A 13,577-nucleotide genomic window follows, 5' to 3' on the forward strand; every position below is an offset into this window, starting at 1 on the left:
TTGCTTTATTACGTTAGTAATTAGCCTTAAATCTAGGTCGCCCCTAGGTGTCTTAGCTACTTTTTACTTGCGACAGCTGCGCGGCCTGCGCTTCTGACACGTGCCCACGGTCTACCAGAAAGCCACGTACCGTGCGGAAGGCTTCATCATCGAGGCCCGAGCGCGGATGTTGTAGAGCCGCCGCTACCAAAAACGCCTTGTCTTCGTCTACATGCTTGCTCAGCCCTAGGAAGGGCGGCAGATTGCTCTCAACCGAGAATCGGAGAAAACGAATTTCTGCATTGGTAGGGTCCAGTGTCACAGCCTGCTCGAAGGTGCGGGCCGCCTGCTGCACATAAGTCAGCTTGTTGAGCATCGACGCGTCGCGCGCCTTAATAGCTTCAGAGGCAGCCTTGTATCCTAGCACCAATGCCTCCTGCCCTTTGTAACCGTGCAACAGGTCATAAAATTTTTCACCGGCCTCTTTATTAGCGGCAGCTTGCTCGTAGTGGCGGCGCAAGGCAGCCGGATTGGAAGGCGACATGGGAAGCAGAATGAACGTTTGATGAGGCGCAAAACGCCTAGAAATAGAATGTAGATGCTTATTATTCAAAGCGTTGCTAGTAACACCGAGCAGCAAAAAGGGAATAAGCAGCAATTTTCTCATGGTCCCAAAGCTACATCACCGCTCACAGTAAGGTTCGGCAACGAGCTGGGATACACGCTTTTTTTAGTACTGCCGAGGTAGACCTAGATGCTACCCCACCAGCCGCAACCGATACCGCAGCCATGAGCCGAGCAGTAACAGCAGCTTGGTATTATCGGGCAGGCGTACGCGCTCGGCCAGCACTTGGGCCGCTGGTGCCTGCCGCAGCTTATAAAATAGCTTGAGGTAATACACGTAGGCCAAGTGCACGCCCAGCCGCGCCGAGCGCGGCAACTGCTGAATGCCTACATAGGCCGCCTCAAAGTCGGCTCGGATGTCGGCCTCTATCGTCCGCTTGGTCTCATTGTCGAACTGCTCGTAGCGCAGCCCCGGGAAGTACACGCGCCCCCGGTCTTCGTAGTCCGAGCGGATATCGCGCAGAAAGTTGACCTTTTGAAAAGCGGCCCCTAGGCGCCTTGCGGGCTCACGCAACTGCTCAAACCGGGCTGGCTCTTGGTGGCAAAATACGCGCAGGCACATTAGGCCCACCACTTCGGCCGAGCCATAGATGTATTTTTCGTACAGCTCCTGGCGGTAGTTGCGGTCCTCTAGGTCCATCTCCATGCTGCGCAAAAACGCATCGATGAACTCGTGGTCAATGCCGTACTCATTCACCGCCCATTGAAAGGCGTGCAGCACGGGGTTCAGGCTAAAGCCAGCAGCAATGGCCGCGTAGGTATCGTGCTCAAACGTGGCCAGCAGCGCCGCTTTGTCGTGGCTGTGGAAGGTGTCCACTATCTCATCGGCCCAGCGCACAAAGCCATAAATAGCATAGATAGCCCGGTGCAACTCCTTATCTAAGGTACGGATACCCAAGGAGAAGGACGTGCTATAGCGCCGCGTGATGAGCTGGGCACACGCTAAACTAGTGTCAGTAAACAGCTGTTCGTGGTTCACGGATGAGGACTAAATATGCCGCCAAAAGTACAAGAACGGCTATTTTCTCGCTACTTACTTTGCTTGCGGACCAATAGTTCTGGTTATTGCCAACCTAGGGCGCTACTTTATTTCCTTTAGCACTTCACCTGCTACTACCTGGCCCGATATCAGGGAAGGCGGCACGCCCGGCCCCGGCACCGTAAGCTGGCCGGTAAAGTACAGGTTATTGACCTTCTTGCTTTTGAGCGTTGGCTTCAAGATAGCCGTCTGTTTCAACGTGTTAGCCAATCCGTAGGCGTTGCCTTTGAAAGAGTGATAATCGGCTACAAAGTCGCGGTGGGCATAGCTGCGCTTGTACACCACATGCTCGCGAATGGGGTGGCCGCAATGCTTTTCGAGCCGGTCCATTAGCAAATTATAATATTTCTCGCGTGTGGCCTCAGGGTCATCGAGGTCCGGCGCCACCGGAATAAGCAGGAACAAGTTTTCCTGGCCAGCGGGCGCCACCGTGGAGTCAGTCTTGCTGGGTACCGAGGCGTAGAACAGCGGCCGGCTGGGCCACTGCGGCGCCTCGTATATCTCGTGCGCGTGCTGCGAAAAATCTTCGTCAAAGAAGAGATTGTGATGCAGCAGGTTATCCAGCGGGCGATTCACACCTAGGTAGAACAGCAGCGACGAAGGCGCCATCGTGCGCGAGTCCCAGTACGCCGGCGAGTAATGACGATATTCTGGCGCCAGCACTTGCTGCTCTATGTGCTGGTAGTCGGCCCCGGCCACCACGGCATCGGCCGGCCAAAAGCCGGTAGCCGTGCGCACACCAGTGGTGCGGCCCTGGGTTACCACTATCTCCTGCACCTCTTGGTTGTACTCGATTTTCACGCCTAGCTCCTCGGCCACCGCCACCATGCCACGCACTATCTGGTGCATGCCGCCCTTGGGATACCAGGTACCTAGGGCCAGGTCGGCGTAGTTCATGAGTGAGTACAGCGCCGGCGTGTTCTCGGGCGTAGCGCCCAAGAACAATACCGGAAACTCAATGAGCTTGAGCAGCTTGGGGTGGCTAAAGAACTTGCGGGCGTGCTTGGCCATGCTTTGCAGCAGGTCGAGTCGCACCGCGCCCTTCACTATTTCCCAGTCCACAAACTCCAGCACAGAGCGGCTAGGCAAGTGCACAAATTTGTTGATGCCTACCTCGTATTTATACGCCGCCTGGGCCAAGAATTCATCGAGCCGCGCCGCGCTGCCGGGCTCTAGCTCCTCAAACAGCTGCCGCAGCTGCGGCATGCCCGCCGGTATACCTAGGGTGTCCTTGTCGCCAAAAATGACCTGATACGATGGGTCGAGCCGCACTAGCTCATAATAGTCTGATACCTTTTTGCCGAACTGCTTAAAGTAGTCCTCAAACACGCCCGGCATCCAGTACCAGCTCGGGCCCATGTCAAACGTAAACCTCTCGGCCTCAAACACCCGGGCTCGGCCGCCCGGCCCGGCGTTTTTTTCGAGCAGTGTGACTTGCCACCCGGCCCGAGCCAGAAAAGAGGCCGCCGATAAACCGGCAAAGCCGGCACCTATTACTATCGCCTGGGGCACTTTTTAGTGATTAGTGGTTAGGTAGTAGTGATTTCACAATCAGTTATCAAGCACTAATAACTAACCATTAATCACTAAAAACGAGAGCCGCGCCTTCCGAACTGGCGGAAGGCGCGGCCCTTTACAACGCAAAACGCGGCGGCAAGTTAGTCTTGCTCCGGCTCATCAAGAAGTACGGCTCCGGCGCGGTCGGCCCCAGCAGGGGCATACACGTGCAGAGCAGCTTTTAAGTCCTTGCGGGCGATGTGAATACGATTCTTCACAGTGCCAATCGGGATTTGCAGCTTCTCCGCAATCTCTAGGTACTTGTAGCCGATATAGTACATCATAAACGGCGTGCGGTAATCCGAGCCTAGGCTGGCAATGGCCTCGTTGATGTCGCGCACCACGAAATCGGTCGTTGCCCCGTTGTGCGTGATGTAGTTCTCGTCGGTATTGAAGTACTGGAAATACTCAGTCGAATCGATGTTCGAGCTGCGCTTGGTAATCTTGTTATAGTTGTTAATGAAGGTGTTGCGCATGATGGTGTACAACCATGCCTTCAAATTGGTACCAGCCTTAAATTTATCTTTGTTAAGCAGCGCTTTGAGTAGCGTTTCCTGGACTAAGTCCTTGGCATCGTCAGCGTCGCGGGTGAGGTTCATCGCCACGGGGCGGAGCGATGAAGATATTTTCTGCACTTGGGAAGTGAATTCCAGAGAAGTCATATTGTTGAAGGGTTCGTAGCAGAATCTTAAACAAAGGTAGACCACAAGTGAGAAAAACGGCTCGATAGCAGCAGTTTTTTTTGAATACCTGCGCCAACCCGCGTAGCCCCGCCCGATTACGCAAATAAGAGACGCTTAGGTCGTGGTCTTGCTTTACTTTTCTGTTAACTGCGCTTCAACTACTTGATTTATAACGGGAATTAAATCACGAAATTCGTGTAGGCATGCCATTGGCAAGCAGCCCTCGGGTAGCTGTTTGGCTTGTACCGCCAGTGTCCCGAATAATAGTAGCGTAGCATCGGGGTACTGCTTGCGCAGCTCGTCGGCATAGTTGTTTAACTGAGCACGAGCCGGCGTAGTGGTAAGCACGGTAGCCAGCACGGTGGGCTGGAAAGTCCGCGCCGCCGCTATGATGTCGGGCAGCGGCAGGTTGGGCCCTAGATACAGCACTTGCTGGCCGCGGGCCCGCAGGGCGTAGTTCATGAAGAGCAAGGCCAGCTCTTGCCACTCGCCCTCAGGCAGGAAAAGCAGCCAGCGGGGTGCATCGGCTTGGCTGAGCGGAATCAGGGGCAAAGCATCGGCCGAGGCCATTAGCTCTTGGCGCAGCAGTTGCGCCACTAGGCGCTCTTGAGCCACGCTCAGTGAGCCTTCCTTCCACGACACACTCAGGCGCTGTAGCAGGGGGTAGCCGAGCCGCAGCAGGGCGTCTTCAGGGCCAAGCTGCTCGATGGCTTCATCGAAAAGGCGGTGCAGGCGGGGCTCGTCGAGGTCGAGTGTAGCGCCCAGCATGGCATTGAGGCGGGCAAAATCGGCGGGCTGAACTTCGTTGCAAAGCGACAAGGCAGCGGTTTGGCACTCCTCTTCGCTTAGGCGCACCACCTGCGAAATGCGCTGCCCACGCGCGCACAGTGCCGCTACGTTGAGCAGGCGGCGCAAGTCAGCCTCCCCATAGGTGCGGATATTGGTAGTAGTACGGCTGGGGCTCAGCAAGTTGTAGCGTTGCTCCCAGATGCGAATAGTATGAGCTTTGACTCCAGAGAGTTGCTCTAAATCGCTGATAGAATAACGAGCCACGAGATTAGTGAGTAATTGGATAGCTAAAATTTCCCGTCAGTAGCGCCCAGCTACGAGCTTCGAATGGGAAAGACCTAGGTAATAAGTTGATGATTGGATAGGATATAAAATAGTTGATTGTGTCAAATTGAATAAGCCACAAACCTATTAAATGTTTTTAACTAGGGGGCAATGCGTCTGTCTGCTCATTGCTCACGCCGGGCGGCCTGCTGGCGCGCCAAGCGCAAGTATTTAGGTGATACCCAGAGCAGGCCAAACTCTTCAGAATGGTCGCGGCCCTGCGTTTTGTGGTGCATCTTGTGGGCCATGTTAAGAGCCCTTAGGTACACATTATCAGTCTTTTTCCAGAAGGGTAGCCGGCCGTGAATTAGACCATCGTGCACAAAAAAATACACAGTGCCATACGCTGCAATGCCTACCCCTACCCAGAACCACCACCGGTCGCCATTGTCGCCGGTGACAAACAGCACGGCCGAAATGGCACCGTAAATAGCAAAAAACCAATCGTTGCGCTCAAAGGGCCGCGGGCTGGGCCGCACGTGGTGCGAGCGGTGCAGCACCCACAGCGGCCCATGCTGCACATACTTGTGCATAAACCACGCCCAAAATTCCATGAAGGCGAAGGTGGCGAGGACGATAAGTAGATTAGCCATTAGCAATTAGCTGTTGGCTGTTAGTTTTTTATGCCAGTGCCGCTTTCAAAAAAAGCTAACAGCTAGCGACCAAAAGCCAACAGCTAAAAAAATAACTACCAGTCTATCTTCTCTTTGTTCAAAAACGCAGCGATGCCCCGGCGGTAATCATCGGCGGCGCGGGCGTCGGCATTGCGCTCAGCAGCGTAGCGCAGGCCTTCTTCCAAGCTCAGGGCGGGCAAATGAGCCAATAGCTCTTTTGTCATTTCCATGCTGTTGCCTGAGTTTTCGCGCACTAGGCGTAAGGCATATTCGCGCACCGCATCGGCTAGCTCGTCTTGCTCTACCAAAAAGGTAATGAGACCATAGTCAAGCGCTTGCTGCGCCGTGAAGACGTCGCCGCTGAGCAGCAGCTGCTTGGTGCGGGTTTCGCCGAGGCGGCGCACCAGAAATACGCTCACGATGGCCGGCAAGAAGCCGATTTTCACTTCCGTGAAGCCAAACTTGGCTTCGGGCACGGCAAAGGTGAAATCGCAGAGCGCGGCCAGGCCGCAGCCGCCAGCTAGGGCGTGGCCCTGCACCTGCCCGATTACCACCTTTTTAAGGGTATAAATTTGGTGAAACAGCTGCATCAGGTGCGTGCTATCGGCCAGATTTTCCTGGTAGGTATTAGCCTGTAGCTCTTGCAGATACTTGATGTCGGAACCAGCGCAGAAGACCTCGCCGCTTGCGCGCAAAATGATGACTTTAACGTCGTCGTCGGCTTCGGCAGTTTCAAAGGCTTGCTTCAGCTCAGTCACCACATCGGCGCTGAGGGCATTGCGCTTGGCGGGGCGATTGAGTGTGATGTAAGCAAGGCGGCCGTCGACTTCGTACTGCAAGAAGCGCAGCGCCAACAACTCTTGGGTCGGATAATTTTCCATAATAATAAATACGACGAAAGTTAATAAGCAGATGATGAGCGTAAACCCAGCCATGCGCAATATACTCGCTACACTCTAACGCACCCGCACCTACCCTAGGGCAATTGGCGCGGTGGAAGTTCCCGGATAGGCTCAGTGCTTAAGCGTCAGGGCATAACTAAATGCTCCTTGCTCGTTAACGTCCCAGATGCGGAAGCCTGCCGCTTGCAGGGCAGCACCTTGGCGGGCAATATATCCGCGCTGGCAGGAGGAATCAAACACTACCCGTGCTCGTGGGCCAAAATGCGCGGCCAGACCGTCGGGGTAGATACGAGCATTACGGCGCAGCACCACAATATCAGCTGGCACCAGCGGCGCGGCGCCAGCAGCCAAGCGCCGAAGCCGGCCACTCACGAAGGCGATGCGCAGGCCGCGCCAGCTGGCCAGCACTACCGGTGCCGGTGGGTAGCGCCTAGTTGAATCGACACGATACGGGGCGCCCACTAGCCGTGTAGGCACGGCTGCACCTTGCCAGCCCACACAATAGCGCGGCTGGCGCACGCGGCGCAGTATCAAGCTGGGCTTGAGGCGGTAGGTGCGCTCAGTTTCGGAGAGCGGCAGCGAGTCGGCCATTACAAACTCGGGCGCGGCGCCTTGCCAAAAACCCACTACCGAACGCCGCGGAATGCTGTATACTACAAACTCGCGCACGGGCGCCACCTCGGCCGCCTCGGCTACCCGGCTGCCGGCATACAGTGCCAGCAGGGCCACCCCGCCGCCTACCCAAGCCAGCCGCCGCGTGGCAAAGAATGCGCACACAGCCCCAATGAGTAAGAAGATGAGTAGCGTCTGGGTTTGGTTGAGGTGCACGCCGCCCACCACCGCCCCAGGCAGCAGTTGGCCAACAAGAAAAATGTACTTATTGAATGCCCAAATAAGACTTTGAAACGCCCAACCCACGGCCCTAGGTGCCCAGTCGAGCGCTGGCAGCCATAAAGCGGGCACAGCCACGAGTCCTTTCACCAGTAGTAACACCACGCCCACGTACACTGCGATGCTGGAAATAGGCACCGCGATGAGATTGGAAAGTAGAAAATTGAACGGGAACTGATGGAAATAATATAGCCCCAGCGGGAAGGTGGCGATTTGCGCCGCGATAGATAGCGCCGTGAGTTGCCAAGCCGCATCGGCGAGCCACGCGCCCGCACGCCCTAGGCGCTGCCGGGCCGGGCGGTGCCAGCTGCGCTGGTAGTCGAGCACCCAATTGCGCACGTCGAGCCAGCGTACAATGCGCGGCTGCAGGTATACGATGCTGACCACCGCCAGAAAGGAGAGCTGAAACCCAACGTCGCAGAGCAGGTAGGGATTGTAGAGAAGCAGGCAGCAGGCCGCGGCGCTGAGGGTGTTGAACAAGCTGCTTTGGCGCTCCCAGGCCTGACCTACTATCACAAGGGTAAACATCACGGTGGCGCGCAGCACTGATGCTGAAAGGCCCGTCAGGAAGGCGTAGCTCCAGATGAGGGCTAGCCCCAGGCTAGCCGTGAGCAGGCGCCGCCGCAACGCCGAGCTGCCCAGCGGCAGCCGCGCCAGCAGCCACTGCAACGCCGCAAACAGCAGCCCCACCTGCAAGCCCGATACCGCCATAATGTGCGTGGTGCCAGTATTGGCGTAGGCCTGCTTGGTAGCGGTGTCGATGTCGTCGCGGAAGCCCAGCACCAGGGCCGTACCTAGGGCATATTCGGGCGGACTTTTGACATAGCGCCGAAATACCCCATCAAGCACGGCCGCCGCATGCTGGCTGAGTGCCACCACGGCGCTCAGTGGCGCCTGGCCCAGCACCCGGTACTGGCCCTGGTGCACGAACTGCGAATGATAAACCTGATGATACTGCAGGTAGCGGCGGTAGTCAAACTCGCCTAGGTTGGCTGGGCCTTTGCTCGGCTCGGGCGAGCCCTGCACCAGCCACACCTCGCCGTAGCGCGGGGCGGACACGGTGGCGGTGGTTTCGTGACGCGGCAAACTTACACGGATGCCGCCCGTGGCGGCTTGCCAGCGTCCCGCCACCCGCACGGCCTGCACCCGCAGCGTGGTGGCAAAGGTGTTAGTCCGCACCACGGGCGCCTCATCTATAGTAGCGCGGTAATACTCGATATGCGGTACAAAGTGCCCTAGGTGGTCGGCGCGGCGGCTTTCGGTGGCGCCCTGCACGCGGGCAAAACCCAGCGCGGCCACCGCCAGCAGGCCAAGCAGGCCCGCCGCATCGGTGGCCCCGGGCGTGGGCTGCCGTTGGCTCCAGTACCACAGCAGCAGGTAGGCGCCCACCAGCCCCACTGCCCACGGAGCTGCGCTGCCGACCCAGCCCTGCCCTAGGTAGAGGTAGGCCGCAATGCCTAGGATAAAGGCCAGCGCTACGCGCAAGAAGGGAGCCGAAGACCAGTTAATCATAAAGCGAGCCGCATGAACAGCTCCGCAATATAACTGACCAGCTTAGCCTAACACCATCTTATAGTGCTGAATGTCGCACTCCTCGAACATCTCCCCTACTTTCTGAAAGCCGGTGCGCTCGTAAAGCGGAATGGCGCGCAGCTGCGCGTGCAGGTATACCTGGGCCGCGTCGGGTGCCTCGGCGCGCACATCGGCCAGCACGGCTTGCACCAGCGCGGTGCCTACACCTTGATTGCGAAACTCGTCGAGCACGGCGAAGCGCTCCAGTTTCACGCCCTTGTCAGTGGGGCGCCAACGTGCGGCGCCGGCGGGCTGGCCGTCTACTCGAACTAGATAGTGGCGGGTGGTGGCTTGGCGGTCGTGCTGGTCGTATTCGTCGTCGGCGGGCACGCCTTGTCCTTGCACAAACACTTTTTCGCGGATGGTGAAGGCAGCGTCGAGGTCGCGCAGGTCAGATACTTTGCTGGCAGTAGTCATGGGGAGAACAGTAGGAAGTTACCTAGGGCGCAAATATCCGGGCTGGGCCGCGCACCTAAGTAATAGGCAGCATTGACAGCCTCTCCCTATTTTGCCTGCTATGAACGACGTTTCGCCCATTCCGCTGCACCAGCCGCAGTCGTTTATTCCGACCTTTTTTGAGCCTGACCCAGCTTTACAAACGTTGCTCAATGGTCAGCCCGAGCAGTTTTTCATCTTGCGCGTCGAGGACATGTACCGTCACCTGCACGGGCCGGTGCCGCCCGTGCGCTCGCTAGCGCACAGCGCGCTGTTTATCACTTCGGGCGAGGCGCGCATGACCATTGGCTATGACCACTACGTAGCGCGAATCAATGACCTGCTGCTAGTGCCCGCTGGCCAAATCTATTCCTTCCGCCCCGACGACGTGAACACGGGCTACCTGTTGCACGTGCATCCCGACCTGCTACTGGCTGCCGGAGCTGGCGAGTTTGAGTTTTTGACGGGCTGGGGCCAGCCGCTTATTCACTTCGGCACGGTAGAAGCCGGTTTTGTCCAAGTGCTACTGCAGCGGCTGCTGTCGGCTTATGGGCAAGCTGGCCTTGGGGCCCTACCCTTGCTGCGGGCGTATTTAGCCGCCTTATTCACGGAAGCAGACTATGCGTATCAGCCGCTGTCGAGAGCTGGCGCTTCGGCGGCCGCTGTGCTGGCGCACGCCTTCAAGCAGCTGCTGAGCCAGCACATTCGGCATCTGCACCGGGTGGCGGCATATGCTGATTTATTGCATGTAACGCCCAACCACCTCAACAAAGCGGTAAAATCCGTCACTGGCAAGTCGCCCACTACCTGGATTGACGAGGCCCTAGTACTCGAAGCTAAGTCGCTGCTGTTTCAGACTACGCTGCCCGTGGCCGAAGTAGCGGCCTTGGTGGGTATAGCCGACGCCTCGTATTTCAGCCGCTTGTTCAAGAAGGTAGAAGGGCACCCGCCCAGCGTGCTGCGGCGGCCGGCGACTCGGGCCAGCTTTTGAGCCTGATTGATTGAAACGTCCTAGCATCGGCTTGCTTTATCCTAACTAACAGCCTAGGGCCGGCTAGACCTTTGTCGCAGCTTTTCACCTTGAGCTTGCTGCCTCATGATTTTATCCCTCGCTCCGGCATTTGCCTGGCAAGATGCGCTGACTGCCACCTTAGTTTTTCTGATTTTCTGCCTGTTGGCTTCGCTACTAGCGGAGCCGCGCCGCCAGCAGGCAATGGCCATTTTGGTGGCAGGCGCCAGCGGCGTTTACTTCAACGGTGGCCTAGGTGCCTGGGAATACGTGTTTGCGGGAGTAGTGCTGCTGGTGGCGTATGGCGGACTGCGCTCTTACGCGCTGCTGGGCGTGGGCTGGCTGCTACACACTGGCTGGGATGTACTGCATCACTTCTATGGCACGCCCATTATCGCGCTCGTGCCGCTGTCGTCGGCGCAGTGCGCGCTGTGCGACGCGTTGATTGCAGGTTGGTTTTTTGGCGGCGCCCCTTCTGTATATATGATAGCTGCTCGACTAGTAAAACGACCGGCCCCTCAGCGCTAAGCCTCAGCACCATGTACTCTTTCGTTCTTGCACTGCACTCCTGGAACCGCTGGGCCGTGCTGCTGGCGCTACTCATGGCCCTAGGGCTTGCCTACCGCGGCTGGCTGGGGGCTCTCCCCTACCAGCGGGCCGACCGCCTGGCGGGCAATGTGCTCACCGGGCTGCTGCATCTGCAACTGCTGCTGGGTTTCACGCTGTATTTCGGCCTCAGCCCCTGGACTAAAATGGCCGCTGCCAACCGCGCGGCTGCCTGGCACGACCCCACACTGCGCTTTTGGTCTATCACGCATATCAGCCTGATGCTCACGGCTATCGTGGTGGCCCAAATTGGCCAGAGCATTGCCAAGCGCACGGCTGCCGATGCCGCGCGGCACCGCTGGGCCGCCCTGAGCTATTCGGTGGCGACGGCGCTGCTCCTGCTAGGTATTCCGTTTGCCTCGCGGCCGTGGTTTCGGGTTTAATTTTACGCTTAGTTTGTAAACCAATTATTTAGCAATGAATTTATTACTATCTGCCCTAGGTCGCCTGCGACTCATCAGTATTCTGGAAGGACTCTCGCTACTAGTACTGCTGGGCGTGGCCATGCCTCTAAAGTACTTGGCCGGGCAGCCGCTGGCAGTGCGCTGGGTGGGCTTGGCGCACGGCGTTTTGTTTGTGTCCTACGTGCTGCTGCTGGTGCAAAACGCCATTGAGCTGCGTTGGTCTGTGCGCAAGGTCGGCTTAGCACTGCTGCTGTCGGTGCTGCCGTTCGGAGCGTTTTATGCCGAGCGGCATTTGTTTCAGGACTAACCGCTTGGCGCTAGCTGAGTAGCTGCAAAAACCTACAAAAAAGTCCCGACCTAGTTGGCTTGTCCTTACCCAGAACTCAAAAAGCGCCAGCCAGTAGGCCAGCGCTTTTTGAGTTTTGGGTAAGGACAAGGCACTAAGTAGCAGGGCTTTTTATTGGTCAAGAGTAAAATTCTGATTTGGTTAATCTGGCTTTTCCAAAATAAAGGTTGAGCAGTGATAGCCACTTTCAATACAAGTAGCGACCTGCTTGATTACCCATCCCTCTTTAATAGCTTTGGCCGTGTCGCCTTCTGGTTTCATCTCCAAAGAGACCGCGTATGCTGCTGCAGAAGACAGTTTTGTAGAAGCTAAGCTGATTACTTCCGTAATTACTCGTTGCGCCATTGGTAGTCTATGAAAAGGTGAGCTGCCAAGCTACGAAAAAGCTCCAACCTCGCCGGCCTTGTCGTTACCCAAAACTCAAACGCCCTTCCGGCCATATGGCTGGAAGGGCGTTTTTGCGTGATTGCTTATCCGGTTTACCGCTTGTCAAGCGGGGTCAGCTAGCAAAAAAGGGGCATTGCGTTACCCTAGGGAAGTCCGAAAAAGATTTTGGGTAAGGACCAAGCCAAGTTGGCCGGGGCTTTTCTTATTTACAGCGCCTGCTCGTGGTTCACGGGCAGCTCGGTTTCGGGGAGGTCGTAGTTGCGGTCGTCGGGGTGGCGGCGGTCGCGGTAGCCGTTATTCGAGCGGTCGCCCCGCTCGTTGCGGTCGCGGTCGTAGCCTTCACGGCGGCGCTGCTTGTTTTCGGCGTCGCGTCGCTGCTCAGCCACATCAAACTTATCGTAGGCCTGCACAATTTCTTTTACCAAGCGGTGGCGCACCACGTCGTCGGCATTCATTTCGACAAAGCCGATGCCGGGCACGTCGCGCAGAATGTCCAGCGCCTGCATCAAACCTGATTTCTGGCGGGTGGGTAGGTCAATCTGGCTGCGGTCACCGTTTACCATCACCTTGGCCGAGGGGCCCATGCGGGTCAGGAACATCTTAATCTGGCTCGGCGTGGTGTTCTGGGCCTCGTCGAGCAGCACAAAGGCGTTGTTGAGCGTGCGGCCACGCATGTAGGCCAGCGGGGCAATTTCGATAATCTTGTTTTCCTGGTAAAACTTCAGCTTTTCAGCCGGAATCATGTCTTCCAGGGCGTCGTAGATGGGGCGCAGGTAGGGGTCTACCTTTTCCTTCATATCGCCGGGCAAGAAGCCTAGACTTTCGCCGGCCTCTACCACGGGGCGCGAGATGATGATTTTCTTAACTTCTTTATTCTTAAGCGCTCGCACGGCCAGCGCTACCGAAATGTACGTTTTGCCAGTGCCCGCCGGGCCCAGCGTGAAGGTGAGGTCGTGCTTCATCACGGCGTCTACCAGCTTTTGCTGGTTGGGCGTTTTGGCCTTGATGACACCGCCTTTGGCCCCAAACAGAATAACGTCGGGGGAGGCCGCTAGCACGCGGCCTTCGGCTTCTTCCGAAGTAGCCGAAAGGTGCAGGTTCACGTCGCGGTCGGTCACAACCCCATACTGGTGGTAGTGCTCGATGAGCGAGCTCAGGATGTCGTTGACCCGCGTGATAGCCTCGGCTGGCCCTTGCACTTTGATTTCATTGCCGCGCGACACGATTTTAGAGCCTGGAAAGGCGGCCGCAATACGACGGATATTCTGATTGTCGGCCCCTAGGAAATCGACCAGGGAGACATTTTCGAGGGTGATGACTTTTTCGACCAAGCGCGTAAAGCAGGGGGGATAGGGAAAGAGAAAGGCAACCAACGTTGGGGCCTAAGTAGCAGGCAGTGCCCGGTTGGCACCATGT

The 13,577-nt window shown here is 57.2% G+C and carries 15 protein-coding genes; 4 read left to right on the forward strand and 11 right to left on the reverse strand.

All coding sequences use genetic code 11. The annotated features are described in order from the left end of the window. Nucleotides 1-52: 52 nt before the first annotated feature. The 9 genes from FNT36_RS23450 to FNT36_RS23490 form a co-directional block, all read right to left on the reverse strand. Nucleotides 53-523 carry a hypothetical protein gene (locus FNT36_RS23450; RefSeq protein ID WP_144852848.1) on the reverse strand — a complete coding sequence of 157 codons (471 nt, stop codon included), beginning with the start codon at nt 521-523 and terminating at the stop codon, nt 53-55. A 213-nt stretch (nt 524-736) separates the two neighbouring features. Next, the gene (locus FNT36_RS23455) at nt 737-1,582 is read right to left on the reverse strand and encodes a phytoene/squalene synthase family protein (protein WP_144852850.1); all 846 of its coding nucleotides are present in this window, start codon (nt 1,580-1,582) and stop codon (nt 737-739) included. A 102-nt stretch (nt 1,583-1,684) separates the two neighbouring features. Then, the gene (locus FNT36_RS23460) at nt 1,685-3,154 is read right to left on the reverse strand and encodes a phytoene desaturase family protein (RefSeq protein WP_144852852.1); all 1,470 of its coding nucleotides are present in this window, start codon (nt 3,152-3,154) and stop codon (nt 1,685-1,687) included. 146 nt (nt 3,155-3,300) lie between these two features. After that, a complete protein-coding gene (locus tag FNT36_RS23465; protein ID WP_144852854.1) occupies nt 3,301-3,861 on the reverse strand; it encodes an RNA polymerase sigma factor in 561 nt (186 codons plus the stop codon). 153 nt (nt 3,862-4,014) lie between these two features. Continuing rightward, nucleotides 4,015-4,935: a MerR family transcriptional regulator gene (locus FNT36_RS23470; RefSeq protein WP_144852856.1), complete on the reverse strand. Its 921-nt coding sequence runs from the start codon at nt 4,933-4,935 to the stop codon at nt 4,015-4,017. Nucleotides 4,936-5,120: 185 nt separating this feature from the next. Beyond that, complete coding sequence (locus tag FNT36_RS23475; RefSeq protein WP_144852859.1) at nt 5,121-5,588, reverse strand: sterol desaturase family protein; 468 nt, start codon at nt 5,586-5,588, stop codon at nt 5,121-5,123. 95 nt (nt 5,589-5,683) lie between these two features. Further along, nucleotides 5,684-6,490 (reverse strand): enoyl-CoA hydratase/isomerase family protein, encoded by an 807-nt coding sequence (locus FNT36_RS23480; RefSeq protein ID WP_144852861.1) that lies wholly within the window; start codon nt 6,488-6,490, stop codon nt 5,684-5,686. Between the two features lie 132 nt (nt 6,491-6,622). Then, nucleotides 6,623-8,914, reverse strand: a complete 2,292-nt coding sequence (locus tag FNT36_RS23485; protein ID WP_144852863.1) for a ComEC/Rec2 family competence protein — start codon at nt 8,912-8,914, stop codon at nt 6,623-6,625. 42 nt (nt 8,915-8,956) lie between these two features. Beyond that, a complete protein-coding gene (locus FNT36_RS23490; RefSeq protein WP_144852865.1) occupies nt 8,957-9,391 on the reverse strand; it encodes a GNAT family N-acetyltransferase in 435 nt (144 codons plus the stop codon). A 100-nt stretch (nt 9,392-9,491) separates the two neighbouring features. Here FNT36_RS23490 and FNT36_RS23495 point away from each other — a divergent pair, with 100 nt between their 5' ends. The 4 genes from FNT36_RS23495 to FNT36_RS23510 all read left to right on the forward strand — a co-directional run bounded on the left by FNT36_RS23495 (nt 9,492) and on the right by FNT36_RS23510 (nt 11,735). Continuing rightward, complete coding sequence (locus tag FNT36_RS23495) at nt 9,492-10,400, forward strand: AraC family transcriptional regulator (protein WP_144852867.1); 909 nt, start codon at nt 9,492-9,494, stop codon at nt 10,398-10,400. A 105-nt stretch (nt 10,401-10,505) separates the two neighbouring features. After that, the gene (locus FNT36_RS23500) at nt 10,506-10,946 is read left to right on the forward strand and encodes a DUF6010 family protein (protein ID WP_144852869.1); all 441 of its coding nucleotides are present in this window, start codon (nt 10,506-10,508) and stop codon (nt 10,944-10,946) included. An 11-nt stretch (nt 10,947-10,957) separates the two neighbouring features. Continuing rightward, nucleotides 10,958-11,407 carry a hypothetical protein gene (locus FNT36_RS23505; protein ID WP_144852871.1) on the forward strand — a complete coding sequence of 150 codons (450 nt, stop codon included), beginning with the start codon at nt 10,958-10,960 and terminating at the stop codon, nt 11,405-11,407. 34 nt (nt 11,408-11,441) lie between these two features. Further along, nucleotides 11,442-11,735, forward strand: a complete 294-nt coding sequence (locus FNT36_RS23510) for a DUF3817 domain-containing protein (protein WP_144852873.1) — start codon at nt 11,442-11,444, stop codon at nt 11,733-11,735. A 180-nt stretch (nt 11,736-11,915) separates the two neighbouring features. Here the strand turns inward: FNT36_RS23510 and FNT36_RS23515 are convergent, their stop codons facing one another. Both FNT36_RS23515 and FNT36_RS23520 read right to left on the reverse strand, forming a co-directional pair. Next, nucleotides 11,916-12,119 carry a hypothetical protein gene (locus FNT36_RS23515; RefSeq protein ID WP_144852875.1) on the reverse strand — a complete coding sequence of 68 codons (204 nt, stop codon included), beginning with the start codon at nt 12,117-12,119 and terminating at the stop codon, nt 11,916-11,918. A 248-nt stretch (nt 12,120-12,367) separates the two neighbouring features. Then, complete coding sequence (locus tag FNT36_RS23520) at nt 12,368-13,492, reverse strand: PhoH family protein (RefSeq protein ID WP_144852877.1); 1,125 nt, start codon at nt 13,490-13,492, stop codon at nt 12,368-12,370. Nucleotides 13,493-13,577: the final 85 nt, after the last annotated feature.

The organism is Hymenobacter setariae (genome assembly GCF_007713685.1).
Classification (GTDB): Bacteria; Bacteroidota; Bacteroidia; order Cytophagales; family Hymenobacteraceae; genus Hymenobacter; species Hymenobacter setariae.

What these genes read in the sequence shown, in the direction of transcription:
- FNT36_RS23505 (WP_144852871.1), top strand. Translation starts at nt 10,958, where the DNA reads ATGTACTCTTTCGTTCTTGCACTGCACTCCTGGAACCGCTGGGCCGTG.
- FNT36_RS23495 (WP_144852867.1), top strand. Translation starts at nt 9,492, where the DNA reads ATGAACGACGTTTCGCCCATTCCGCTGCACCAGCCGCAGTCGTTTATT.
- FNT36_RS23475 (WP_144852859.1), bottom strand. Translation starts at nt 5,588, where the DNA reads ATGGCTAATCTACTTATCGTCCTCGCCACCTTCGCCTTCATGGAATTT.
- FNT36_RS23485 (WP_144852863.1), bottom strand. Translation starts at nt 8,914, where the DNA reads ATGATTAACTGGTCTTCGGCTCCCTTCTTGCGCGTAGCGCTGGCCTTT.
- FNT36_RS23490 (WP_144852865.1), bottom strand. Translation starts at nt 9,391, where the DNA reads ATGACTACTGCCAGCAAAGTATCTGACCTGCGCGACCTCGACGCTGCC.
- FNT36_RS23480 (WP_144852861.1), bottom strand. Translation starts at nt 6,490, where the DNA reads ATGGAAAATTATCCGACCCAAGAGTTGTTGGCGCTGCGCTTCTTGCAG.
- FNT36_RS23450 (WP_144852848.1), bottom strand. Translation starts at nt 523, where the DNA reads ATGTCGCCTTCCAATCCGGCTGCCTTGCGCCGCCACTACGAGCAAGCT.
- FNT36_RS23500 (WP_144852869.1), top strand. Translation starts at nt 10,506, where the DNA reads ATGATTTTATCCCTCGCTCCGGCATTTGCCTGGCAAGATGCGCTGACT.
- FNT36_RS23515 (WP_144852875.1), bottom strand. Translation starts at nt 12,119, where the DNA reads ATGGCGCAACGAGTAATTACGGAAGTAATCAGCTTAGCTTCTACAAAA.
- FNT36_RS23465 (WP_144852854.1), bottom strand. Translation starts at nt 3,861, where the DNA reads ATGACTTCTCTGGAATTCACTTCCCAAGTGCAGAAAATATCTTCATCG.
- FNT36_RS23510 (WP_144852873.1), top strand. Translation starts at nt 11,442, where the DNA reads ATGAATTTATTACTATCTGCCCTAGGTCGCCTGCGACTCATCAGTATT.